This window comes from Pelagimonas sp., from assembly GCF_050633425.1.
GTDB lineage: Bacteria > Pseudomonadota > Alphaproteobacteria > Rhodobacterales > Rhodobacteraceae > Pelagimonas.
In genome coordinates, this window is sequence record NZ_JBOEGM010000016.1 from 73293 (window position 1) to 96002 (window position 22710).

Below are 22710 nucleotides of genomic sequence, written 5' to 3' on the forward strand. Positions count from 1 at the left end.
TCAAAGCTCCTTGCGAATATTGACAAAGCGCAACAGCACGCCGATGACGATCAAAACTGTGAAGAGCAAGACAACAGCCGTCGCCGCAGCAGATGGGTATTGCAGCAATGAAATATCGTTTGAAATTAACCGCCCGACATTGGCTTTTTGGCTGCCAGACATAAAACGCACCGTAATGAAGTCGCCCATGACCAAGGTCACCACAAAGATGGTTCCAATCATGATCCCCGGTTTGGTCAGCGGAATAATCACGTGCCAAAGCGTCTGCAAAGCGGTCGCTCCGTTGTCATAGGCGGCCTCAATCAGAGATTTGTCGATCCGCATCATCGTGTTGAATATCGGCACGACCATGAACAATGTGTAGAGATGAACAAAGGCCAGAATGACGGCGAAATCCGAGTAGAGCAGCCATTCCAGCGGTTCATCAATGACGCCCCAAGAAATCAGCGCCTGATTGGCGATCCCGTTGCGGCCCAAAAAGGGAATCCATGAGATCATTCGAATAATATTCGAGGTTAGAAATGGAATGGTGCACAGCAAAAACAGAGCGGTTTGCATGGTCTGGGTGCGGACATGAAACGCCAGGAAATAGGCGACGGTGAAACCGATCGAAAGGGTAAAGACCCAGGTGATAAAGGCGTATTTGAAAGTGGCGAAAAACACTTTGTAGGTGACCGGCGAGCTAAACAAAAACTCATAGTTTTCAAACTGAAACGCCGGGTAGATCGAAAACTCGGTGGCCCCCCAAAAGCTGACGACGACGATCATGCAGATCGGTAGCACAAGAAAGGCGAAGAGCACCGCCATCAAGGGCGCGGCTTGTAAATAAGCGATGATGTCGCGAGATCGGCCCATGCTGTCTTTCTTTTCTTGCTTCATTTCTATGCTGGGGACAAAGGGGCGGGCCAATAGGACCGCCCCGACTTGGATTAAGCTGCGATGAACTCGTTCCACTTGCGAACCATGTATTGGTTCTCGTCCATGACCGAGTTCCAGCAGGCAACGGCACCCATGCGTTCCGTGAAGGACCCGCCATCGCGCACGTCTCCGGCCTTGGCCAGCTGATCACCAGTTGGCGACGTGATCACGTCGGTTGCCGGTTTGCCCTCGAACCAATAGCCCCATTCGTTGTCGGTCATGAATTCTTTGGATGTTTCAGGAACCGCTGAATAATAGCCCTGACGCATCAGGTAGCCGCCGACCCAACCAGACAAATACCAGTTGATGTATTCATAGGCCGCGTCCAGCTCCAATCCAGACAGGTTGGAGGACAGGCCAAGACCGCCGCCCCAAGACCGATACCCCTCTTTGAGAGGCTGATAAACACATGGAATACCGCGCGATTTTACTGCCGTGATGGCCGGTGACCACATGGATTGGATCACAACTTCGCCCGACGCCATCAAGTTGACGGATTCATCGAATGATTTCCAGAAGGCGCGGAACTGGCCGTTTTTCTTGGCCTCAGTAAAGATCGCAAAGGTCTTGTCGATTTCCTCCTTGGTCATGTTGCCTTTGTCGCCATACTGGATTTCACCCATGGCTTCGCAGACCATTGCCATATCCATGATCCCAATGGACGAAATATCGAGGATAGAGGCTTTGCCCTTGAATTCCGGGTTCAAAAGCTCAGTCCAGCTTTCAATTGGCCGGCCGATCAAATCGGGGCGAATGCCCAATGTGTCCGCGTTATAGATTGTCGGGATGAGTGTCATCCAACCGGATTCATTCTGGGCAAAGGTCTTACTGCCTGGGCCATCAACAAAACCGACTGTGTGCGGCGCTGTACCCTGGGCAATGACGCTATCTGGGGTCAACTTACCTGACCGAAAGGTGCCTGCGATCTTATCGTAATTGGCGATTTTCGAGGTGTCCATCGCCTGAAGGTTGCCGGTTGGCCAAACCTTCTTACAAATCCAGTATTCGATATCCGCGATGTCAAAGCTGCCCGGCTGAGTGGCTGCACGCTGTGTGACGCTATCACTGTCGAGCGCGGTCATTTCCAGAGTAAAGCCGAGGTCTTCTTTGACCTTGGTTGCCACGTCATTGAGATTGGACACACCGGTACCGAATTGGCGTAGGGTGATATCTTTGATTTCCTGAGCCCAGACCATCGGCGCGGCCAAACTAGAGGCGGCAACGGCGGCACCACCCTTCAAAACAGCACGACGGCTATAACGCATTTTCGACATTGATTTCATCCCTTTTAGGTTGGTTTGACTACGATTGGAGGCGGTGCAGCCGCCCCTCATCCCAAGCGAGGTTCACAACATCGCCGGGGTTTTTTGGTGATTGGAAAAAGACGGCCTCGGGCACATGGGCAAGTACCTCGTCACCGGTCTCAATGCGGGTCGTCAGGGCGACATGACTGCCTTGGTATTCAACCGTCGTGACAGTTGCGGCCAGCCCTTGATCCCCCAAAAGCACGTCATCCGCCCGTAATGCCACTTTGCGGCCCTCCAGCAAAATGACGTTATGGCCGCCCATAAAACGGGCTACAAATTCGGTCTTGGGTGCCGTCCAAACATCCCGCGCGCTTCCAGCCTGTTCGATAACCGCGTTATTCATGACCACCAGCTCATCCCCAAGTGCAAGCGCTTCGTCCTGGCCGTGGGTGACGTGCAAAAAGATGATGCCAAGTTCGCGTTGCAGTTTTTTCAGTTCGGCCCGCATTCGAATGCGTAAAAATGGGTCCAGAGCGGAGAGCGGCTCATCCAGCAAAAGCACTTTTGGCTGCGTGACCAAGGCGCGTGCCAGTGCGACCCGCTGTTGCTGACCGCCCGATAGCTGGGCGGGCAAGCGATCTGCAAAGCCGGTCATGTCGACCAATTCCAGCAACTCGTTTGCCTTTGCATCGCGGGCGGTTTTGTCTTCGCCCTTCATCCGTAAGGAAAACGCGACGTTGTCGCGTACTGAGAGGTGAGGGAACAGGGCGTAGTTTTGAAACATCATTGCCGTGCCGCGTTTGGCTGGCGGTAAGTAAGAAACGTCGGCTCCCGCCAAAACGATGGCCCCCTCTGTGACGCTTTCATGGCCGGCGATCATTCGAAGGGTCGATGACTTGCCGCAGCCCGACGGCCCCAACAGGCAGACATAGGTGCCGGCCGAAAAGTGGTAATTGATCTGATCCACAGCGAGCGTGTCGCCATATTTCTTTGTCAGATTCACCAGCTGAAGATCGTATCCGCTGTTCATATCCATCCCAACACGCGTCTGAGTTCGCCAAAGTTCGGTTAAAGCTCACGACGGTCCTGGGATCTAAGCCAGTTATTCTGGCGGTTCTCGGGCGGGAAAGTCAGCGTTTGCCGAATCTTTGTGCAAGTGCAGCAAGAATGTCTTCATTTCTGCGCACAAAATTGTACACAATCCTGAAAACAAAAATCTAGGGCCTCATTGGTTGCCTATTCCCCAAGCCGATTCCATTGTGTCTTTAAAGGATGGGACATGACTGAAGTGACCGCGACACCTCTCACGACGCAGCAATTATTTGCTCAGCTGGAACTGGCTATTCATGAGCATCGCCTGACCCCAGGGACAAAACTGGGCGAGGACGAAATTGGCGATATATATGGTGTGAGCCGGACAACCGTTCGTTCTGCATTGCAGGCGCTTTCGCTTCAGCGTTTGGTCGAGCATAAACGCAATCGCGGTGCCTATGTGGCGCAGCCCAGCCTCAGAGAAGCCCGAGAAGTTTTTGAGGCGCGGGCACTTTTGGAACCACGGACTGCGCATTCCGCCGCCGAACGAACCACCGCCGAAGACATCGCCAAGCTTCAGCTTCATATTGATGCCGAACACCAAGCCTTGGCCGCGGGAGATCATGGTCGGGCGCTCTATTTGTCTGGCCAGTTTCATATTGAGATCGCTCGAATTGCTGATCAGGATACGATCGAGGCCTTTATCAAACAGTTGATTTCCCGGTCATCGTTGATTGTTGCGCTCTATTGGCAGCGCCGCGCCGCAATGTGTGAAAGCCATGCGCATGATGCATTGTTATCGGCTCTGGCTGATCAGGATGGCCCACGCGCGGATGAGTTGATGCGCAATCATCTTCTTGATCTCGTGACCTCCTTGGACCTGCGCAACAAGACGTCAGCGCCTTTGTCTCTTAAGGATGCTTTGGTCAAATGAAGGGCGTTAGTTTTGGCAACGCTGAGCTGAGCGAGCTGAAAACCGCCCTTGTTTGGGCGGGGCAAGAAGGCTGGAACCCGGGTCAGGATGACGCCGAAGCGTTCTTTGCCACGGATCCAGATGGAGTCTTTGTCGCGCGCAAGAACGGTGAGATTATCGCGGCGATCAGTGTGGTCAATCACGATGACACCATGGCGTTTCTTGGCCTCTACCTGTGTAAGCCGGACTTTCGTGGCCAAGGTGTGGGTTATGCGCTTTGGCAGCATGGCTTGCGACATGCGGGCGGGCGCAGCATCGGTCTGGATGGAGTTGCAGAGCAGGAAACGAACTATGCCAAATCCGGGTTTGTTCGGGTCGGGGCAACCACGCGGTTTCAAGGCAATATATCCAAGGATGCGGCCGAGGGTGTTCGCTCCTACGACCCAGAGCGCGATTTCGCGTCACTTGCCGCTATGGATCGGCAGAGCATTGGATACGGGCGTTCCCGGTTTCTACAGGCTTGGCTGACAGAAGACGTTCAGACACGTAAAACCGTGGTTCAGATGCACAACGGAAAGATTGCGGGATTCGCAACGATCCGCCTGTGCCAAAACGGTGCCAAAATCGGGCCGGTTACTGCCCAAGATCCGCGCGCCGCACTCTCTCTCATGCGCGCTGCAGCCGCATCGCTTGATGTTTCCGAAGTGATGGTGGACCTGCCCAATTCAGCTGTGCCATTTCGCACATCTTTGGAGATGCTAGGATTCGTCAAAACCTTTGAAACCGCCCGAATGTATCGCGGCAGGCCCGCGCAAACGTCGGAAATTTGTATGGCGGTTGCGACGATGGAACTTGGCTGAAGTCTTGCGTCAATACGCGCGATATCGGATTTTCACGCCGGGGGATGCCACTGATACCAAAGACACTGATACCAACATTCGCTCGTGTCTTTACGTGGTAAGCTGCCGTTTTTCCGGCGTTCGCATATGCGGGGTAGGGGGAAATATTTTATATTTTCAAAGGCTTGATCGCTAGGGCTTTAGTCCCATACATCATCGGTTTACCTGCGACATGAATGCCCTTTGGGCATGTGTCTGTCTCAAACACTTGTTCCTGTTCTTCTTTGATCTTGATTGCCGGATTTGAAGACAGGAATCAAATCTGGCCAACATCAGGCGTATCGCAGAGTTACATTTGCAGAAAGTTGGAGCGGGTAACGAGAATCGAACTCGTAACTAAAGCTTGGGAAGCTGCCGTGATACCTTTTCACCATACCCGCTCGGGTGAAAACCTAGCTACGCGTCGTGGCAAAAAGGGTCAAGAGGCGAGGGCACCCAAAACTGTGATTTTGTGCAAATTTTGGATGCCGTTTCACCATTGAATTGAGAGTATGAGGCCGAGCCTTTACCCCCGCCGCCGTCGACGACGGCGCCCACCCCCAGCGTCTTCATCGCCGCCACCGGTGTTAAAACTGACCTGCGGCAACGCCACCAGTTTCGACAATTCCGGGAATGTATCGGTGGCATGTGGGATCGCACTTGCGGCCACGAAATGCTCTTGGAACCTCGGCTCAATCGCCGTCTCCACTTTGGTAATCTCGCGCACAAGCCGTTCAACGTCTCGCCGGGCAGCCATATTGCAAAGAGCAATGCGCGCGCCGGTTCCAGCGGCATTGCCCGCCGATTGAACCTTGTCCAACGGCACATCGGGGATCATGCCCAAGACCATGGCGTGCAAAGGAGAAATATGTGCGCCAAATGCCCCTGCGAGCTCGATGCGGTCAACTTTGTCAGCCTTGCGTTTGTCCATCAACAAGCGGGCCCCGGCATAAAGTGCGGATTTCGCCAATTGGATTTCGCGAATGTCTTGTTGAGTTACGGTGATGCGCGGGCCACCGTCGGCACTGCCGTCGTGGATCAAATAGACATGGGTGCGTCCTTCGGCTTCGCAGCGCGTCGTGCCAGTTTGCTCGGCTGATCCGATAAGGCCCGAGCTGTCAACAAGCCCGGCAATGCGCATTTCGGCGACGGCTTCGATAATGCCTGACCCGCAAATGCCGGTAACGCCCGTCTGTGCAGTTTGTTCCCAAAATCCGTCATCATCTGACCAAAGATCACAGCCAATGACCTTAAAACGCGGTGTTTTTGACACTGGGTCAATTCGAATGGCTTCGATTGCTCCGGGGGCGGCGCGCTGGCCGGAACTGATTTGCGCACCTTCAAAGGCCGGTCCAGTGGGTGACGAACATGCCAAGACATGGCTGGTGTCCCCCAATAGGATTTCGGCGTTGGTGCCCACATCGACGATCAACACCAAATCATCCGATTTGTTTGGTTCTTCGCTCAGTGCGACGGCGGCGGCGTCGGCACCGACATGGCCGGCAATACATGGCAGGATGTAAATCCTTGCGGCGGCGGGCAGGGCGCTCAGCCCCAATTCAGTGGCCGATAGATTGAGCGGTTCGGACGTGGCGAGCGCAAAGGGGGCTTGCCCCAACTGAACCGGATCAATGCCCAACAAAAGGTGGTGCATGACCGGGTTGCACACAAACACCGTTTCCAGAATGAGAGAGGGGTCGATCTCGGCCTCTTCGGCAATATCCGTGGTCAGGGTGTCGATGGCTTCGCGCACGGCGCGGGTCATTTCCACATCGCCGCCGGGATTCATCATCGCATAGGAAACCCGGCTCATGAGGTCTTCGCCAAAGCGGATTTGCGGGTTCATGATCCCGGAAGAGGTGATGACCTCGCCGGTTTCCAGATGTGTCAGATGCGCGGCAATGGTGGTCGATCCAAGATCAACCGCCAGTCCAAAATGCCCGGTTTCATGCAGCCCAGGCCATGCCGCAATCACCCGTGGTCGTGCGTTTTCCGCCAGCGTGTTCAACGCAACGGTCACCTGCCATTTCCCTTTGCGTAGAACGGTTTGCAGCTGGCTTAGAACCGAGAAATCGATGTCGATCTCTGTGATTTCCCATTGCTCCTTGAGCGCGCGTTCCAGGCGTTCCAGATCCCCTGTCGGTTCGTGCATATCTGGCTCATCGACTTCCACGAAATACAGTCGCGTTGCCGGATCCATCTCGATGACACGGGCGCTTGCGGCCTTGCGCACCACCTGTTTGTGCACTTGGCTTTCTGCTGGCACATCAATCACAATGTCGCCCTGAACCGTGGCCTGACAGCCCAAACGCCGCCCCTGTTTCAGCCCGCGTTTGTCGTCATAGCGCTGCTCAACTGAATTCCAGTCCGACAACGCGCCTTCGGCCACGTTCACACCGTGTTTGGGAAAGTCGCCGTAACTGGGTGTGATCTGACACTTAGAGCAGATCCCGCGCCCACCACAGACCGAGTCCAGATCGACACCAAGTTGACGCGCCGCCGTGAGAACGGGCGTACCAACCGCAAAACGGCCGCGTTTACCCGACGGGGTGAAAATCACGAGGGGGTCTTGGGTCATAACTTTGGTCTTTCTGTTTCGCGCGCGGTCTTGAGGTATTGTCTGAGTGGCAAAATAGCGGCGCATTCAGAAAGGGAAAGCAGATGCACGACCTTGATCTGTTCAAAGGCGTCATATGGCCTTGTTTCAGGGGGAAGTCTTTGGTTGCAAAGCTCAGGACCTCAGCATCAAGCCACCATATCAGTGCGAAAACATCAGGCGATAGACATTGTTGAGATAGGATTGATCTTGAATGTCAAAGGTGGTTTCACCGATTTTTTCAAACCCATTTTTGAGGTAAAAGCCGATTGCCGGGCTGTTTTCGGCATTTGTGGTCAACCAGATGTCCTTAACCTGCAGGCTTTTGGCGTGCTTTATCGCTGCATTCAGCAGCGCTTGGCCTATTGCGCGGCCATGATGGCGCGGCTGGACGTAAAGCGAGCTGATTTCCACAGATCCACAGCCGGAAACCGGAGCTGTCCGATTGCGAGAGATTCGCACATACCCGTCAATCCCAACGGTGTTTTGCGACACTATGATGGTTTCATCGGGCTCTGCCAATACTCGGTTGAAATGTGATGGCGTAAAGGTCTCAAGCGCGTAGTCCGCGAAAAATGCGGAGACACCTTCGCGCAGATATGTGTTTAGCCAAACCTCAATTGACAGTGCTGCGAGGGGCGCGGCATCGGTGCCTTGCGCGGCACGAAGGGTCATGTGTCATCATCCAGCCAGCGCAGAATTTCGCCCCGGTTACCGTCGAGATCGGGGGCGGGGCCCCGCGTGCTTGGGTCTGGGTTGTCGGTCATCTTGATGGGGTTACCGGCCGCCGTATAGGCCGCACGCCCGTTTTTATCGAGCACATCAACGACCATGTTTCGGGCTTTGATTTGCGGGTCTTTCAAGACCTCAGAGACGTTTTGTATTGGTCCCGTCGGAATTCCTGCGGCGGTCAGTTTTGCAATCCAGCCGGCGCGGGTATCGCCCAGCGTGATCGCTTCGATCAGGCGTTTTAACAGGCGCGCGTTTTCGCAACGTGCTGGATTGGTGGAAAATCGCGGATCATCTGACAGCGGCAATTCCAACGCCACACAGAGTTTTTCAAACAGCCGATCATTGCCCGCCGCAATGACAAACAAGCCGTCGCTGGCGTGGAAGGTTTCAAAAGGCGTGATCGACGGATGCCGCGCACCGGAAGGGCCGGGGGCTTCGCCGTTGACCGCGGTCATCGCCACAGCATGTTCTAGCAAGGCCAATTGGCTGTCGAGCATCGACACGTCGATCTTGCGGCCTTTTCCCAACCGATCGCGGTCCAAAAGCGCGGCTAAAATGCCTTGGGCCAAAAACATGCCCGCCACAATATCTCCAATGGATGCGCCAACGCGCACCGGGTCGCGGTCTTTTTCTCCGGTGATAGACATCACGCCGCCACGCGCTTGGACCACCATGTCATACGCGGGGCGTTTGGCGTCAGGTCCGGTATGACCAAAGCCGCTGACGGCCCCATATACCAGTCGCGGAAAAGCTTCGTGCAGGGTATCCCAGCCATAGCCCAACCGCTCCATCACACCGGGGCGATAGTTTTCGACCAAAACATCCGCGCGCGACACCAATTGTTCAAAAATCACCCGGTCGTCGGGATCTTTGAGGTTCAAAGAAATGGATTTTTTGCCGTGATTGATCGTGGCAAAATAGGCAGATTTCCCGTCTTTGAACGGTGGAAAAGCGCGGGTGTCATCACCCGTTCCGGGCTGTTCAACCTTGATAACGTCCGCCCCGAGATCCGCGAGGGTCATCGTGCAATAGGGGCCTGCGAGAACATGAGTCAGGTCCAAGATTATGTACCCGGAAAGAGGGGCTGTCATCGCGCGTCTCCGTGCCGTGATGTTGTGCATTGCATGCGCCTGTTGCCAATTTGGTGCAACCTCCAATTGCCGGACAAGCAAAACCTCGCCAAAAACTGCGGCCCAATACCGGGTCACAAAACTGGATGGTTCCGGTTGTGGACCAGCCCATGGTCGCGCAACGCTTTTATGACATCCACATGACATTCCCACCCTTTGATCCGCTTTCCCCCTTTCCCCCGGATCAATCCCATGCAATAGGGACGTGCCATCCGATATCTGCCCAAGGAGTACCCCCCATGGAGATTCGCGAGGCCCTGACCTTCGACGATGTTCTGCTTGTTCCCAATGCATCCAGCGTGCTGCCCAGCACGGCTGATACGCGCACACAAGTGACCCAATCCATTGCGATGAATATCCCATTGCTCAGCTCTGCGATGGACACGGTGACCGAGGCGCGCATGGCGATTACCATGGCGCAGGCGGGCGGGATTGGGGTGATCCACAAGAACCTGAATGCCGAAGAACAGTCCCGAGAAGTGCGCCGGGTCAAACGGTTTGAATCAGGCATTGTTTATAACCCAGTGACGCTCACCATCGATCAAACGCTGGCCGAGGCCAAGGCGCTTGTTGAGCGCTACAATTTCACCGGCTTCCCGGTGGTGGACAAAGATGGCCGGGTGATGGGGATCCTTACAAACCGCGACATGCGATTTGCTCAAAGCGATGACGTGCCGGTCCATGCGATGATGACATCCGACAATCTGGCGATGTTGCAAGAGCCTGCAGATCTTGAAGAAGCCAAAAGCCTGATGCGCGCCCGACGGATCGAAAAATTGTTGGTGCATGATGGCACTGGAAAACTGACCGGGCTGTTGACACTCAAAGACACTGAAATGGCGGTTTTGAACCCAACGGCTTGCAAAGACGATCTTGGTCGTTTGCGGGTGGCTGCGGCTTCGTCGGTCGGTGATAGTGGTTTCGCCCGGTCCGAGATGTTGATTGATGCGGGTGTCGACATTTTGGTCGTCGACACGGCGCATGGTCATTCCGAAGGCGTGCTTGAGGCGGTGAAACGTATCAAGGCTGAATATGACGTTCAGGTGATTGCGGGCAACGTGGCAACTGGCGCTGCAACCAAAGCTCTTATTGACGCTGGTGCGGATGCGGTCAAAGTGGGCATTGGCCCCGGTTCAATCTGCACCACCCGGATGGTTGCGGGCGTGGGCGTCCCCCAGCTGACGGCGATTGATGATTGTGCGACCGCAGCCGGTGACGTGCCGGTGATCGCGGATGGCGGCATCAAGTTTTCCGGCGATTTCGCCAAGGCCATCGCAGCTGGCGCGTCTTGTGCCATGGTTGGCAGCATGATCGCTGGAACCGACGAAAGCCCCGGCGAAGTGATCTTGTATCAAGGCCGGAGTTTTAAGGCCTATCGCGGGATGGGTTCCTTGGGTGCCATGGCGCGTGGTTCTGCTGATCGCTATTTCCAAAAGGATGCAGCCAGCGACAAACTGGTGCCCGAAGGTATCGAAGGTCAGGTGCCCTACAAAGGCCCGGCCGGGACTGTGATCCACCAACTGGTTGGCGGTCTACGGGCTGCGATGGGGTATACAGGGTGTGCGACGGTTGCGTCGATGCGCAAGGATTGCAGCTTTGTCAAAATCACGGGTGCTGGCTTAAAAGAAAGCCATGTGCATGATGTGCAAATCACCCGCGAAAGCCCAAATTATCGGATAGGTTGATCCTCCGTATTCATTTTTAAACGCCGTAAGCCCGACCGCTTGCGGCGTTTTTTATTGTCTTGATCAATGTCTTGGCTCAATGGCTTGACGCAAAAGGTCGCCGCCTTTCAGACCCGACTTTGGCGTTGGCAAAAATGTTCGGAATCTGGTGCGAAAGTTTGCGCAGGCAGGGGATGGACAACACGATTGGGGGCCGCGTTTACGTTCTTGCTCCGTTCCGCGCCACATGGTCTAAGAGGACAAAAGGAGAGGCAGTTGCGCAGATTCTACGAATTCTTTGCAGGCGGAGGAATGGCGCGCGCCGGGCTTGGCACAGGGTGGGAATGTCTGCTTGCCAATGACTTTGATGCAAAGAAAGGGGCATCTTACGCACGAAACTGGGGCGACGATCATCTTATTGTGGATGATATTCGCAACCTCGCGCCCGACGACATGCCTGAAACCCCCGATTTGGTCTGGGGGAGTTTTCCATGCCAGGATCTGTCTCTGGCGGGGATGGGCGGCGGCCTCAAGGGGGCACGTTCTGGTACGTTTTGGCCTTTTGTGCATCATATTCGGTCTTTGAGGGACGAAAACCGTGCGCCAAGCGTCATCGCTTTGGAAAACGTGCTTGGCACTTTGACCTCTCACAAAGGTAAGGATTTCACCGCCATTTGCCGCGCGTTGCGCGATCTGGGCTATCGCTTTGGTGCAGTGGTCCTAGATGCCGCGCTATTTGTCCCGCAATCGCGCCCGCGCCTGATAATCGTGGCCATGCGAACCGATTTGCCTTTGCCCGCAGGCGTTGCCGGGCAGGGGGCGAAATCGCCCTGGCATACCAAAGCGCTCTGCAATGCGTACGAGTCTTTGCCAAAAGCGCTTCAGAAACACTGGCTCTGGTGGGATATGCCAACACCACCTGAGAGGGTTTTACGATTTGCCGATCTGGTTGAGGACAAGCCGAAATCGACCAAATGGCACAGCAAAACCGAAACGCGCGCTCTGCTTTCCATGATGTCCGAAGTCAATTTGGCCAAGGTTGAAACCGCCAAGGCCTCAGGTGTGCGCATGGTCGGCACGATTTACAAACGGACCCGCATTGAACACGGGATTAAGGTGCAGCGCGCCGAAGTGCGGTTTGACGAAATCGCCGGATGTTTGCGCACGCCCGCGGGTGGCTCATCGCGGCAACTGATCATGGTTGTTGAGAATGACAGCATTCGCTCGCGTTTGATTTCTACCCGTGAAACGGCGCGGTTGATGGGGTTGCCAGAGGATTATCAACTGCCTGAGCGCTATAACGAAGCCTATCATCTTACCGGTGATGGCGTTGCAGTGCCGGTGGTGCGGCACTTGTCTGAGCATCTGTTTGAACGCCTGATCCCGGCAAAACAAAGCGCGTCCGTATGAGCGAAATCCCATGCGAGAAAAACGCGCAATTGCGTCAAAAAATCGTTGAGTTTGCCGAGGTTCTGAAACGCGAGGCGCATCTGCTTGGTGATCACGGATTGGAAGAACAAGACTTTTACCAATCGGGTCTTTTCCGCGGAGCAATTGAGCGAATTCGCGGCCAGTATTCGGCCTCGATGAAAGAGAAACGCGGGTTTGTCGCGCAGGTTCTTGATCATATGCGCTTTGGCGGTTTCATCAAGGATTGGGCCAGTGCCGGGGAAGCCAACCGCCATGATTATGCGGTGACCTTGAACAATGATCGGGTCGCGATCATTGAGCTTAAGGGCTGTTTGGATGGTAACAACACCAACATTTTTGAACGCCCCCCTCATGCGGACGAATTTGTCATTTGGTCGGTATGTTCAAATCCCGGTGCCGACCCGCGCCACAATGTCTGGTCAGGCATTCACACCCGGCTGAGTGCCGAGATGATTGATCGCAACCAGCGGATTGATGGATTGGTTGTCTGGGATTGGATCTGTGGAACGGCGGCGCGCCCCTGTCCCAAATTGACATTGACACCCGAGCGCTTGACAGAGGTGGGCAAATATCGGTTACCGCCGCCTTGTTTTTATTTGTTTCCGGCGACTGTGCCGAGCCCGCGCAATAACCCACGGCCTCGGATCAATGACATTGATGATGTGGGTATCTTGCAGGCCATGCAGACCTGTTTTGGCGGTGACACCAAGGAACTGCATCAGGTTGAAATCGAGGTGGCCCATCAAGGCGCTGACACGGTGCGCACCACCCGTATTCTGCAGGCAGGGCAGGTTCAGAAATCCTCTGACCCGACTCCGATCCGCCGATCCTAACCGGGCGACGCATCAGCCGGTCTCATCCCGGAACTTCACTTTTTTAGGTGCTATGTGACCACACAGGTTTGGGCCTTAAACTGGGGCATCTGTATTGGGTCTGAACAGCTCACTTTCGATCTGCACTCCTGTGACTGTGGGCTGTTGTGAGCGCTTTGGGCTTGCCCCTGCCGCTCTGGCTCGCTTATGGCGAGGGAAACCAAAGCATGAGGCCCCCATGACCCCAGCCGCCCGCCTGCAAGCCGCAGCCGAAATCATTGACCGTATTTCGTCAGGTGTTCCAGCCGAAAAAGCCCTCACCAATTGGGCGCGCAATTCGCGGTTTGCCGGAAGCAAAGACCGCAGGGCCGTGCGCGACCATGTGTTTGACTGTCTGCGAAAATGGCGCAGCACCGCTGCCTTGGGGGGCGGCGAAACGGGGCGCGCGCGGATTCTGGGGCTGTTGCGTGACACAAAGGGGGATCTGGAAACGGCATTTACCGGGCATGGGCATGGGCCTGCTCCTTTGACGGACGAAGAAATGTTGGCTGGCGATACCCCGACGGGGCCCGATGCCTGGGATCTTCCTGATTGGATTGCTGCTCTTTTTGAAGAAGGGCTTGGTGATCAGGCCGAAGCCACGGCCTTGGCGTTGCGTCATCGCGCGCCGGTGTTTTTGCGGATCAACACTTTGAAGGCCAATGTGACCTCGGCCCAAGCCTCTCTGACGGAGGAGGGCATAGAAACCCTTGCTCATGGCTTGTCACCCACTGCATTGCTGGTCGTCGAAGGTGCCCGCAAGATTGCCCAATCAAAGCCCTACCTTGAGGGTCTCGTTGAGTTACAAGATGCTGCGTCGCAGGCGGTTATTGACATGTTGCCCTTGGAAACAGGCATGCGGGTGCTGGACTATTGCGCCGGTGGCGGCGGCAAGACACTGGCTATGGCCGCCAAAGTGAACGGAACAATTGTCGCGCATGATGCGGATACACGGCGGATGAAAGATTTGCCCTCCCGCGCCGAACGCGCCGGAGCATCTGTTAAAACGGTGGCGCAGCCAGAGGGGCATTTCGATCTTGTTCTATGTGATGTGCCTTGTTCTGGGTCGGGGGCATGGCGGCGATCCCCGGAAGGCAAGTGGCGCTTAACGCAGGATGACTTGAAGGCATTGCTGACCGTCCAAGCCGAGATTCTTGAAACAACCAAAGAGCGTGTGACACCCAACGGCGTATTGGCCTATGCCACGTGTTCCGTCCTTCCCGATGAGAATTCAAAACAGGTATCTCAGTTTCTCAACCGCAATCCAAACTGGCGTTTACAGGAGCAAAAACAGTTTTTGCCAGACGATGGCGGGGACGGTTTTTTTGTGGCAACGTTCAAAAAGAGTTGAGTTTTCAAATAGCACTACCTAGGGTTGTTTTGAGTGAGGGTTAACCGGTAATTAACGACGAGAGGGTGATATCCTTCTAAAAGAATCGGCAAGATAGGGGCTGAAATTTGGCTATGACAGCTCAAAATGACGTGCAACGACCTTGGATCATGACACCACGCGGCGGCAGTTTCCTGATGGCTTTTTTGGCAGTGTGTTGTGTGTGCAGTGTGTTCTTCATGGCGCTTCCCCCCTATTTTGATGCTGGCTTATTGGCCGGTGCTGGTGCACTTGGAGCCATGGCTTTGGGCTGGTTTTGCTATGATTTACTCAAACAAGCGCGGTCAAAGCGTCAGGCGGTCATGTTGATCGAGTTGGTCGAAGAAGAGCCGGTTTTTTGCTTTGTCTGTGATCTGGAAGGCAATCTCGTCCACGCCAATTTCGCCGCCCGAGACCGTTTCACAACCGATATCGGTACGTCCTTGGCCGAGGTTTTGCGCGATGTTTTCGCAAGTTCCGAAGGGGTTGTGTATCGCTTGTATCACAAGGTGCAAGCCAATGGGTCCGCGACCGAAGATATCACCAGCCACTCCGAGGGTTTCCGCATTCACGTGCGCAGCGTGCCGCCTGGTATGGTGTTATGGCGCCTTGAACCGGATGCGGCCCACGGAAGCACACCCGCGCATGGGGATTCTCCTGTCATGACTTTGGGGCGCAACGGTGCGGTGCTCTTTATGAACGCGGCCGCGCGTGAGTTGATGGGACATCGCGCAAAGCGCTTGGACGACGTCTTTGAGGATCTGCCGTTACGACCGGGCGGTGTTCACGAACTCTCCACGGATTCGGGAACCAAACGGGTTTTGGTCCACAGTGCCGAAACCGGCGCGGGGCGCATGGAACTCACCATGTCCCCCATTGCCGAAGAGGAAGAGCGCCAAGACACTGCCGGTAGCTTTGACAGCCTCCCTGTGCCTTTGATCAAAGTGGCACCGGATGGGAAAATGCTCCGTGCCAATCCCGAAGCACGTCGGATGCTTGATCTCGGGCAAGGTGACCCCGGCAATTTGACCGAGCACATGGAAGGGTTAGGGCGTGCCTTGACCGATTGGTTGCATGAAGCTGCGTCGGGCAGGGGGTTGCACCGATCTGAATTCCTGCGCCTAACGCGGGCTGACCAAGAGGTATTTGTGCAAGTCACACTGAACCGCGTCGTCGAAAACGGAGAACCGGTTCTGGTCGCGGTTTTGAACGACGCAACAGAGCTCAAGACGCTCGAAGCGCAGTTCGTTCAGAGCCAGAAAATGCAAGCCATTGGTCAATTGGCTGGCGGTGTTGCCCATGATTTCAACAACTTGCTAACTGCAATTTCGGGGCATTGTGATTTGCTGCTGTTGCGTCATGATCAAGGTGATCCAGATTACGGCGATTTGGTGCAGATCAACCAGAACGCCAATCGTGCTGCGGCTTTGGTTGGTCAGCTCTTGGCCTTTTCGCGCAAGCAAACCATGCAGCCAGAAGTCTTGGATTTGCGCGATACGATGTCGGACCTTGCCCATTTGTTGAACCGATTGGTGGGCGAAAAGGTACAGCTGAGCCTCCATCATGATCCGGTTTTACCCGCTGTTCGAGGGGATCGCCGGCAGCTGGAACAGGTAATGATGAATCTCGTGGTGAATGCGCGTGATGCTATGGTGGATGGCGGTGAAATCGCGATCGAAACGGAGCGTCGGGTGCTGCGCGAACCGCTGAAACGTGACCGAGCCGTTGTGCCTCCGGGGACATATGTGTCGGTGCGGGTGAGCGACGTTGGAGCGGGTATTCCACAAGACAAGCTGCAAAAGGTCTTTGAACCGTTTTTCACCACCAAGCGGACCGGCGAAGGTACGGGGTTGGGGCTCTCCACCGTTTACGGGATCGTCAAACAAACAGGCGGCTACATCTTTGTCGACAGCGTTGTCGGGCAGGGAACCTGTTTCACGCTGCTCTTTCCCGCCCATGAAGCGAGCGCCGAAGCCACCCCGAAACCCAAGAAAGAAGAGGCGAAAAAGCTCCCTCAAAAAGGATCGGGCGTGGTCCTTTTGGTCGAAGACGAGGCCCCAGTGCGCGCCTTCGCCGCCCGTGCCTTGCGTTTACGTGGATATACGGTGATCGAGGCCGAAACGGCCGAAGAGGCGCTGAAGCTTCTGGAAGATGACACTTTGGCGGTCGACGTGTTTGTGACAGATGTGGTCATGCCGGGTATGGATGGGCCAAGTTGGGTGCGGATTGCGCTGGTGGATCGTCCAGACACGCGGGTCGTTTTTGTCTCCGGCTATGCCGAAGACGCATTTGGCGAAGGCAGTCAGGAAATCCCGAATTCGGTCTTCCTCCCCAAACCGTTTTCATTGTCAGAGCTGACCGAAACGGTTCACGACCAGTTCCACTAAGCGTCTAGAGCGCCTTGTTCCACACGTCAAAATCGTCTGAGTATTTGCGGCGCAGCTTGGCCTCGGTCTCAGCGGACAGCTCCAGATCACGTTGCGGCGATACATTGGTTCTGGGTAGTTCCAGGGCAACGCCAAGCCGATCTTCGAGAAACCCAATCAAACCTGCTTGGTTTTCATATTTATACAAATGGGTGACGGCGGTTCCGTTTGGCTGCGCCTCGATAAACTTGGCTTGGCTGCCGACATTGGCAAAGGCGGGCCGATCGCCACGGCAATAGGCCTGCACAAACTCATCAAAGCTAATGTCCTTTGTGGACGTCGGTCGCCCTACAAGGAAGGGCCGCTGCCTGTACCTGTACCACGATCCAAGCCAACTGATTGGTTCACGGACCACCGCAAGCAAATCCATATGTTCCTCGCCCATCTTTTTATACATGGGCCGAAAGAATCGATTATAGCGATAAACCGGCGCGTGTTTGAGCTCGGGCGGATCGGTCACAATCATAGAGGCCATCGGGCCAAGAGCCTTTGCATAAGCCGACGTCCCGGTTTTGGGCACCGCCAAAAACACCAATTTTTGCTTCCAGAACACCAACATCGATAGTCACCCTTGATTTGCTAACCTTCCTTTAACCATCCTGTACCACGGTTAGGAAGGAAAGATTTTACTTGTAATGTTCTCTTTTTGATCTCATTAAGATTAAGAACAACACGAGAACAAAACAGCCAATTGCCGCGCATCGCGGCCTATGGGATAAGGGTTGAAACTGATGGCAACGGCAGATCTCCTCACAATGAATAAGAAAAACGCGGATAAGCAAAAAGCGCTCGATAGCGCACTGGCCCAAATCGAACGTCAGTTCGGCAAAGGGTCGATCATGAAACTGGGCGGCGAAAACGCCATCCAAGAAATCGAAGCGACATCGACCGGGTCGCTTGGGCTTGATATCGCTCTTGGTATTGGTGGCCTGCCCAAGGGGCGGATCGTTGAAATTTACGGTCCCGAAAGCTCAGGGAAAACCACCTTGACGCTGCATTGTATCGCAGAAGAGCAGAAAAAGGGTGGGGTTTGCGCCTTTGTGGATGCTGAGCACGCGCTTGACCCACAATATGCAAGAAAGCTGGGTGTTGATCTGGATGAGCTGCTGATTTCGCAGCCTGACACCGGTGAGCAATCACTTGAGATTGTCGACACATTGGTACGTTCCGGGGCCGTCAACATGGTTGTTGTCGATTCGGTTGCGGCTTTGACGCCGAAATCTGAGCTCGAAGGCGATATGGGGGACAGCAGCGTTGGCGTCCAAGCCCGCCTTATGAGCCAGGCGATGCGCAAACTGACCGGTTCGATCAGCCGATCCAATTGTATGGTGATTTTCATCAACCAAATTCGGATGAAAATCGGGGTTATGTTCGGGTCTCCCGAAACCACAACTGGCGGCAATGCGCTGAAATTCTATAGCTCTGTTCGTCTGGATATTCGTCGTGTTGGGGCGATTAAGGATCGTGACGAGGTGGTTGGTAACCAAACCCGCGTTAAGGTTGTGAAGAATAAAGTCGCGCCACCTTTCAAACAGGTGGAATTTGACATCATGTACGGGGAAGGCATCTCTAAGATGGGCGAACTCCTTGACCTTGGCGCTAAAGCCGGTGTGATCGAAAAATCTGGTGCCTGGTATTCTTACGGGGATGAGCGGATCGGTCAGGGACGTGAAAACGCCAAGAACTATTTGCGTGAAAACTCTCGGATTTCATATGAAATCGAAGACAAGATTCGCGCGGCTCATGGTCTTGATTTTGACATGCCAGCGGAAGATTCCGACCTCGTCGAAGATTGATATGGTTTTAAGGGCACCGTTTCAGGTGTCCTTTTTTCTTGCCTTGGCATTTTACCTGACTTAAGTCAGGCAAAATGACGCAAGATGATATTTCCCGCTTTCGCCGCCTCAGCCGCGCTGTCACCACCCAATCGGGCGCATTGGATACATCCTTTTTGGGACTAGGTAGACCACTTGGGTCAGCCCGAGTTCTCAACGCAATAGGGCATGGCAAGAGCGATGTTGCCGAACTCCGGGATTACCTTGGACTCGATTCAGGGTTGATGAGCCGACTGTTGCGTGGATTGGAAACCGAAGGCCTTATTGAAACCAAATCCGCGGCCAAGGATGCCCGTCGTCGGGTCGCGATTTTGACGACAGACGGGGAACAGGCGTTTGAACGCTATGAAGCTCTGTCCAACCGCGCAGCAGAAGACGTTCTGTTGAGGTATTCCAATCCAACGGCGCTTTTGGAAGCCATGGATTTGGTGGCCACGGTTTTGGGCCGTGATCAGATCAATATCATCGTAGCAGATCCCGAGGATGCGCGGATTCAAACCTGTGTTCAGGCCTATTGTGATGAATTGAGTGGTATCTTGGGGGTGGTGTTTGATCGCCAAACATCGGGAGACCCAGAGGCCGAGAGCCTTCGCTCCCCCAAGGGCATCTTTTTGTTGGCCCTGTCAGATGGTTTGCCAATAGGGTGTTGCGGCCTAAAGGGGCAAGGAGGGGGATTGGGGGAAGTCAAAAGGCTTTGGGTTTCGCCAGCGGCACGGGGGCTTGGCCTTTCGAAAACCTTGATGACCAAGATCGAAGACCACGCGCGCCGCTTGGGGATGTCGCGTTTACAGCTTGATACCAACGGGCGTCTCACTGCGGCGCTGGCCTTGTATCGCAATGACGGATGGCACGAGATCGAGCGGTACAATGACAATCCCTACGCCGAACATTTTTTCGAAAAGAGCTTGAGCGCCGCAACAGACGGGTCTTGAGCCGCCTTGCCCCATGGACAGTGCCCGGGCAGGCGGGTACATCTTCGTGAAAATACCTATCTGTGGGACGCAATATCATGGCGACGCTGAACGACATCCGGTCGACCTTTTTGAACTATTTCGCAAAACAGGGGCATGAGATCGTTGATTCCAGCCCGCTGGTGCCGCGCAATGACCCGACGTTGATGTTCGTCAACTCGGGCATGGTTCAGTTTAAGAACCTGTTCACAGGGGTTGAAACCCGTGACTACCAACGCGCCACCACCGCCCAGAAATGTGTGCGGGCGGGCGGCAAGCACAATGACCTTGATAACGTCGGCTATACCGCGCGCCACCACACGTTTTTCGAGATGCTCGGCAACTTTTCCTTTGGGGATTACTTCAAGGAAGAGGCCATTCCATTCGCTTGGGAGCTGATCACCAAAGAATACGGCATCCCCAAGGACAAGCTCTATACCACCGTTTATCACACCGATGACGAAGCCTTTGAAATTTGGAAAAAGATGGGTGTGCCCGAGGATCGGATCATTCGCATCGCAACCTCGGACAACTTTTGGCAGATGGGGCCAACCGGCCCTTGCGGTCCTTGTACTGAGATTTTCTATGATCACGGCGATCATATTTGGGGCGGCCCTCCCGGCTCACCCGAGGAAGATGGTGACCGGTTTATCGAAATCTGGAACGTCGTTTTCATGCAGAACGAACAGTTCGAAGATGGCTCGATGAAGGCGCTCGACATGCAGTCGATCGATACTGGCATGGGGCTGGAACGGATCGGCGCGCTGTTGCAGGGCAGCCATGATAACTATGACACCGATCTGTTCAAAACGCTGATCGAGGCCTCGGCCAATGCCACGTCGGTTGATCCGTATGGCGACAAAAACGTCCATCACCGGGTGATCGCTGATCACCTGCGCTCGACCTCGTTCTTGATTGCTGATGGTGTGATGCCGTCCAATGATGGCCGTGGTTATGTACTGCGCCGCATTATGCGCCGCGCCATGCGTCACGCGCATCTGCTTGGGGCCAAAGATCCGGTGATGCACCAGTTGGTTCCGGCTCTGGTTGGGCAAATGGGGCAGGCTTATCCTGAATTGGGTCAGGCACAGTCCATGATTGAAGAGACATTGTTGCTTGAGGAAACCCGCTTCAAACAGACCTTGGACCGGGGCCTGAAACTTCTCGATGACGAACTCGACGGGCTGGACGAGGGCGCGCAACTGTCCGGTGCTGCTGCGTTCAAACTGTACGATACGTATGGCTTCCCTTTGGATCTCACCCAAGACGCCCTGCGTGAAAAGGGCCGCGAAGTTGATACCGATGGGTTCGATGCCGCAATGGAAGAGCAAAAAGCCAAGGCGCGCGCGGCGTGGTCTGGCTCGGGTGACGCTGCTGACAATGCGGTTTGGTTTGACGTGCTTGATGGGGCCGAGGCCACTGATTTCTTGGGCTATGACACCGAAAAAGCCGAAGGTCAGGTTTTGGCCTTGGTGGCTGATGGTAAACTGGTCGACACATTGGCCGACGGGGCCGAGGGCTGGGTTGTAACCAACCAGACGCCATTTTACGCCGAGAGCGGTGGTCAGGTTGGCGATGAAGGCGTGATCCGCCGTCTTGAAAACCGCGATGACGCGGCGACGGTGACCGATACCCGCAAATTTGCGGATGGCAAAATCATCGCGCACAAGGTGAGCGTCTCCAAAGGCACCTTTGCAAAAGGGGAAGCGGTGGAACTTGAGGTTGATCATGTCCGTCGTGGTACGATCCGTGCCAATCACTCCGCCACGCACCTGCTTCACGAAGCCCTGCGCAATGCGCTTGGTGATCATGTGGCGCAGCGTGGGTCGCTAAACGCGCCCGATCGCCTGCGGTTTGATTTCAGCCACGGCAAAGCCCTGAGCGCTGATGAGCTTTCTCAGGTTGAGGCCGAGGTGAACGCGTATATCCGTCAAAATACGGCGGTCAGCACCCGGATTATGACGCCCGATGATGCCCGTGCCATTGGCGCGCAGGCGTTGTTTGGCGAAAAATACGGCGACGAGGTGCGTGTTGTGTCGATGGGCCAACTGGTCGGATCGGGCAAAGGCAGCGATGGGGCGACCTATTCCTTGGAACTCTGCGGCGGGACGCATGTACGTCAAACCGGTGACATCGGGGCCTTTGTCTCTCTGGGTGATAGTGCATCATCTGCTGGCGTGCGCCGGATCGAAGCACTGACGGGGCAGGCGGCGATGGACCATCTTGCTGAGCAATCGGCGGCATTGAGCACCGTTGCAGGCGAGCTCAAATCCCCAGTGGCCGAGGTTCCTGCGCGTGTCAAAGCGCTGATGGACGAACGCAAAGCATTAACCAATGAGGTCGCTCAGCTTCGGCGGGAACTTGCCATGGCCGGTGGTGCCGGTCAGGGCGGGGCTGCTGAGCCGCAGGATGTCAATGGGGTGCCCTTTGTTGCGCAGGTTCTTACCGGTGTGTCGGGCAAAGATTTGCCTGCGCTGATTGATGAGCACAAAACTCGGATTGGATCAGGCGCTGTTTTGTTGATTGCAGATGCGGGTGGCAAGGCGGCTGTGGCCGCTGGCGTGACCCAAGACATGACCGGCAAGGTCTCGGCTGTTGATCTCGTCAAGGCTGCTGTTGTTGAGCTTGGCGGCAAGGGCGGCGGCGGTCGTCCTGATATGGCGCAGGGCGGTGCCAAGGATGTCGCAAATGCAGATGCCGCCATCACCGCGGCACAAGCCGCTATCAAAGGATAAGAT

17 protein-coding genes and 1 tRNA gene are annotated in these 22710 nt (G+C 55.1%); 10 read left to right on the top strand and 8 right to left on the bottom strand.

The window, feature by feature from the left end; all coding sequences use genetic code 11:
- The 3 genes from ACRBB0_RS13560 to ACRBB0_RS13570 form a co-directional block, all read right to left on the bottom strand.
- Entirely contained in the window at positions 1-855 is an 855-nt protein-coding gene (locus tag ACRBB0_RS13560; protein ID WP_431374974.1) for an ABC transporter permease, read from the bottom strand.
- 74 nt (positions 856-929) lie between these two features.
- Positions 930-2192 carry an ABC transporter substrate-binding protein gene (locus ACRBB0_RS13565; protein ID WP_431374975.1) on the bottom strand — a complete coding sequence of 421 codons (1263 nt, stop codon included), beginning with the start codon at positions 2190-2192 and terminating at the stop codon, positions 930-932.
- 28 nt (positions 2193-2220) lie between these two features.
- Positions 2221-3195 carry an ABC transporter ATP-binding protein gene (locus tag ACRBB0_RS13570; protein WP_431374976.1) on the bottom strand — a complete coding sequence of 325 codons (975 nt, stop codon included), beginning with the start codon at positions 3193-3195 and terminating at the stop codon, positions 2221-2223.
- Positions 3196-3444: 249 nt separating this feature from the next.
- On the opposite strand from ACRBB0_RS13570, the gene ACRBB0_RS13575 reads away from it, so the two are divergent.
- Both ACRBB0_RS13575 and ACRBB0_RS13580 read left to right on the top strand, forming a co-directional pair.
- Positions 3445-4131, top strand: coding sequence for a GntR family transcriptional regulator (locus ACRBB0_RS13575; RefSeq protein ID WP_431374977.1), 687 nt, complete (start codon positions 3445-3447; stop codon positions 4129-4131).
- On the top strand, positions 4128-4970 hold the full coding sequence (locus ACRBB0_RS13580) for a GNAT family N-acetyltransferase (protein WP_431374978.1): 843 nt from the start codon (positions 4128-4130) through the stop codon (positions 4968-4970). Before ACRBB0_RS13575 ends, ACRBB0_RS13580 begins: the two co-directional genes overlap by 4 nt.
- Positions 4971-5315: 345 nt before the next feature.
- On the opposite strand, the gene ACRBB0_RS13585 is transcribed toward ACRBB0_RS13580, so the two are convergent.
- From ACRBB0_RS13585 to ACRBB0_RS13600, 4 genes are all read right to left on the bottom strand, one after another.
- Positions 5316-5389: transfer RNA gene (locus tag ACRBB0_RS13585), tRNA-Gly, on the bottom strand.
- Positions 5390-5514: 125 nt separating this feature from the next.
- Positions 5515-7566 (bottom strand): ASKHA domain-containing protein, encoded by a 2052-nt coding sequence (locus tag ACRBB0_RS13590; RefSeq protein ID WP_431374979.1) that lies wholly within the window; start codon positions 7564-7566, stop codon positions 5515-5517.
- A 180-nt stretch (positions 7567-7746) separates the two neighbouring features.
- Positions 7747-8259 (bottom strand): N-acetyltransferase family protein, encoded by a 513-nt coding sequence (locus ACRBB0_RS13595; RefSeq protein WP_431374980.1) that lies wholly within the window; start codon positions 8257-8259, stop codon positions 7747-7749.
- Positions 8256-9407, bottom strand: a complete 1152-nt coding sequence (locus ACRBB0_RS13600; RefSeq protein WP_431374981.1) for a CaiB/BaiF CoA transferase family protein — start codon at positions 9405-9407, stop codon at positions 8256-8258. The genes ACRBB0_RS13595 and ACRBB0_RS13600 overlap by 4 nt, the downstream gene beginning before the upstream one ends.
- A 278-nt stretch (positions 9408-9685) precedes the next feature.
- Here ACRBB0_RS13600 and guaB point away from each other — a divergent pair, with 278 nt between their 5' ends.
- The 5 genes from guaB (at position 9686) to ACRBB0_RS13625 (ending at position 17148) form a co-directional block, all read left to right on the top strand.
- The gene (guaB, locus tag ACRBB0_RS13605; RefSeq protein ID WP_431374982.1) at positions 9686-11131 is read left to right on the top strand and encodes an IMP dehydrogenase; all 1446 of its coding nucleotides are present in this window, start codon (positions 9686-9688) and stop codon (positions 11129-11131) included.
- A 255-nt stretch (positions 11132-11386) separates the two neighbouring features.
- On the top strand, positions 11387-12520 hold the full coding sequence (locus tag ACRBB0_RS13610) for a DNA cytosine methyltransferase (protein ID WP_431374983.1): 1134 nt from the start codon (positions 11387-11389) through the stop codon (positions 12518-12520).
- On the top strand, positions 12517-13374 hold the full coding sequence (locus tag ACRBB0_RS13615; protein ID WP_431374984.1) for a hypothetical protein: 858 nt from the start codon (positions 12517-12519) through the stop codon (positions 13372-13374). The genes ACRBB0_RS13610 and ACRBB0_RS13615 overlap by 4 nt, the downstream gene beginning before the upstream one ends.
- Before the next feature lie 217 nt (positions 13375-13591).
- A complete protein-coding gene (locus ACRBB0_RS13620) occupies positions 13592-14743 on the top strand; it encodes an RsmB/NOP family class I SAM-dependent RNA methyltransferase (RefSeq protein ID WP_431374985.1) in 1152 nt (383 codons plus the stop codon).
- A gap of 113 nt (positions 14744-14856) precedes the next feature.
- The gene (locus ACRBB0_RS13625) at positions 14857-17148 is read left to right on the top strand and encodes an ATP-binding protein (protein WP_431374986.1); all 2292 of its coding nucleotides are present in this window, start codon (positions 14857-14859) and stop codon (positions 17146-17148) included.
- A gap of 4 nt (positions 17149-17152) precedes the next feature.
- Here the strand turns inward: ACRBB0_RS13625 and ACRBB0_RS13630 are convergent, their stop codons facing one another.
- Positions 17153-17746 carry a gamma-glutamyl kinase gene (locus tag ACRBB0_RS13630; protein ID WP_431374987.1) on the bottom strand — a complete coding sequence of 198 codons (594 nt, stop codon included), beginning with the start codon at positions 17744-17746 and terminating at the stop codon, positions 17153-17155.
- A gap of 172 nt (positions 17747-17918) precedes the next feature.
- On the opposite strand from ACRBB0_RS13630, the gene recA reads away from it, so the two are divergent.
- From recA to alaS, 3 genes are all read left to right on the top strand, one after another.
- Positions 17919-18983: a recombinase RecA gene (recA, locus tag ACRBB0_RS13635; RefSeq protein WP_431374988.1), complete on the top strand. Its 1065-nt coding sequence runs from the start codon at positions 17919-17921 to the stop codon at positions 18981-18983.
- Positions 18984-19057: 74 nt separating this feature from the next.
- Positions 19058-19954, top strand: a complete 897-nt coding sequence (locus ACRBB0_RS13640; RefSeq protein ID WP_431374989.1) for a bifunctional helix-turn-helix transcriptional regulator/GNAT family N-acetyltransferase — start codon at positions 19058-19060, stop codon at positions 19952-19954.
- A gap of 77 nt (positions 19955-20031) precedes the next feature.
- Positions 20032-22707, top strand: coding sequence for an alanine--tRNA ligase (gene alaS, locus ACRBB0_RS13645; RefSeq protein WP_431374990.1), 2676 nt, complete (start codon positions 20032-20034; stop codon positions 22705-22707).
- Positions 22708-22710: the final 3 nt, after the last annotated feature.

What these genes read in the sequence shown, in the direction of transcription:
- recA (WP_431374988.1), top strand. Translation starts at nt 17,919, where the DNA reads ATGGCAACGGCAGATCTCCTCACAATGAATAAGAAAAACGCGGATAAG.
- ACRBB0_RS13565 (WP_431374975.1), bottom strand. Translation starts at nt 2,192, where the DNA reads ATGTCGAAAATGCGTTATAGCCGTCGTGCTGTTTTGAAGGGTGGTGCC.
- ACRBB0_RS13615 (WP_431374984.1), top strand. Translation starts at nt 12,517, where the DNA reads ATGAGCGAAATCCCATGCGAGAAAAACGCGCAATTGCGTCAAAAAATC.
- guaB (WP_431374982.1), top strand. Translation starts at nt 9,686, where the DNA reads ATGGAGATTCGCGAGGCCCTGACCTTCGACGATGTTCTGCTTGTTCCC.
- ACRBB0_RS13590 (WP_431374979.1), bottom strand. Translation starts at nt 7,566, where the DNA reads ATGACCCAAGACCCCCTCGTGATTTTCACCCCGTCGGGTAAACGCGGC.
- ACRBB0_RS13560 (WP_431374974.1), bottom strand. Translation starts at nt 855, where the DNA reads ATGGGCCGATCTCGCGACATCATCGCTTATTTACAAGCCGCGCCCTTG.
- ACRBB0_RS13630 (WP_431374987.1), bottom strand. Translation starts at nt 17,746, where the DNA reads ATGTTGGTGTTCTGGAAGCAAAAATTGGTGTTTTTGGCGGTGCCCAAA.
- ACRBB0_RS13580 (WP_431374978.1), top strand. Translation starts at nt 4,128, where the DNA reads ATGAAGGGCGTTAGTTTTGGCAACGCTGAGCTGAGCGAGCTGAAAACC.
- ACRBB0_RS13620 (WP_431374985.1), top strand. Translation starts at nt 13,592, where the DNA reads ATGACCCCAGCCGCCCGCCTGCAAGCCGCAGCCGAAATCATTGACCGT.
- ACRBB0_RS13595 (WP_431374980.1), bottom strand. Translation starts at nt 8,259, where the DNA reads ATGACCCTTCGTGCCGCGCAAGGCACCGATGCCGCGCCCCTCGCAGCA.
- alaS (WP_431374990.1), top strand. Translation starts at nt 20,032, where the DNA reads ATGGCGACGCTGAACGACATCCGGTCGACCTTTTTGAACTATTTCGCA.
- ACRBB0_RS13570 (WP_431374976.1), bottom strand. Translation starts at nt 3,195, where the DNA reads ATGAACAGCGGATACGATCTTCAGCTGGTGAATCTGACAAAGAAATAT.
- ACRBB0_RS13575 (WP_431374977.1), top strand. Translation starts at nt 3,445, where the DNA reads ATGACTGAAGTGACCGCGACACCTCTCACGACGCAGCAATTATTTGCT.
- ACRBB0_RS13625 (WP_431374986.1), top strand. Translation starts at nt 14,857, where the DNA reads ATGACAGCTCAAAATGACGTGCAACGACCTTGGATCATGACACCACGC.
- ACRBB0_RS13600 (WP_431374981.1), bottom strand. Translation starts at nt 9,407, where the DNA reads ATGACAGCCCCTCTTTCCGGGTACATAATCTTGGACCTGACTCATGTT.
- ACRBB0_RS13640 (WP_431374989.1), top strand. Translation starts at nt 19,058, where the DNA reads ATGACGCAAGATGATATTTCCCGCTTTCGCCGCCTCAGCCGCGCTGTC.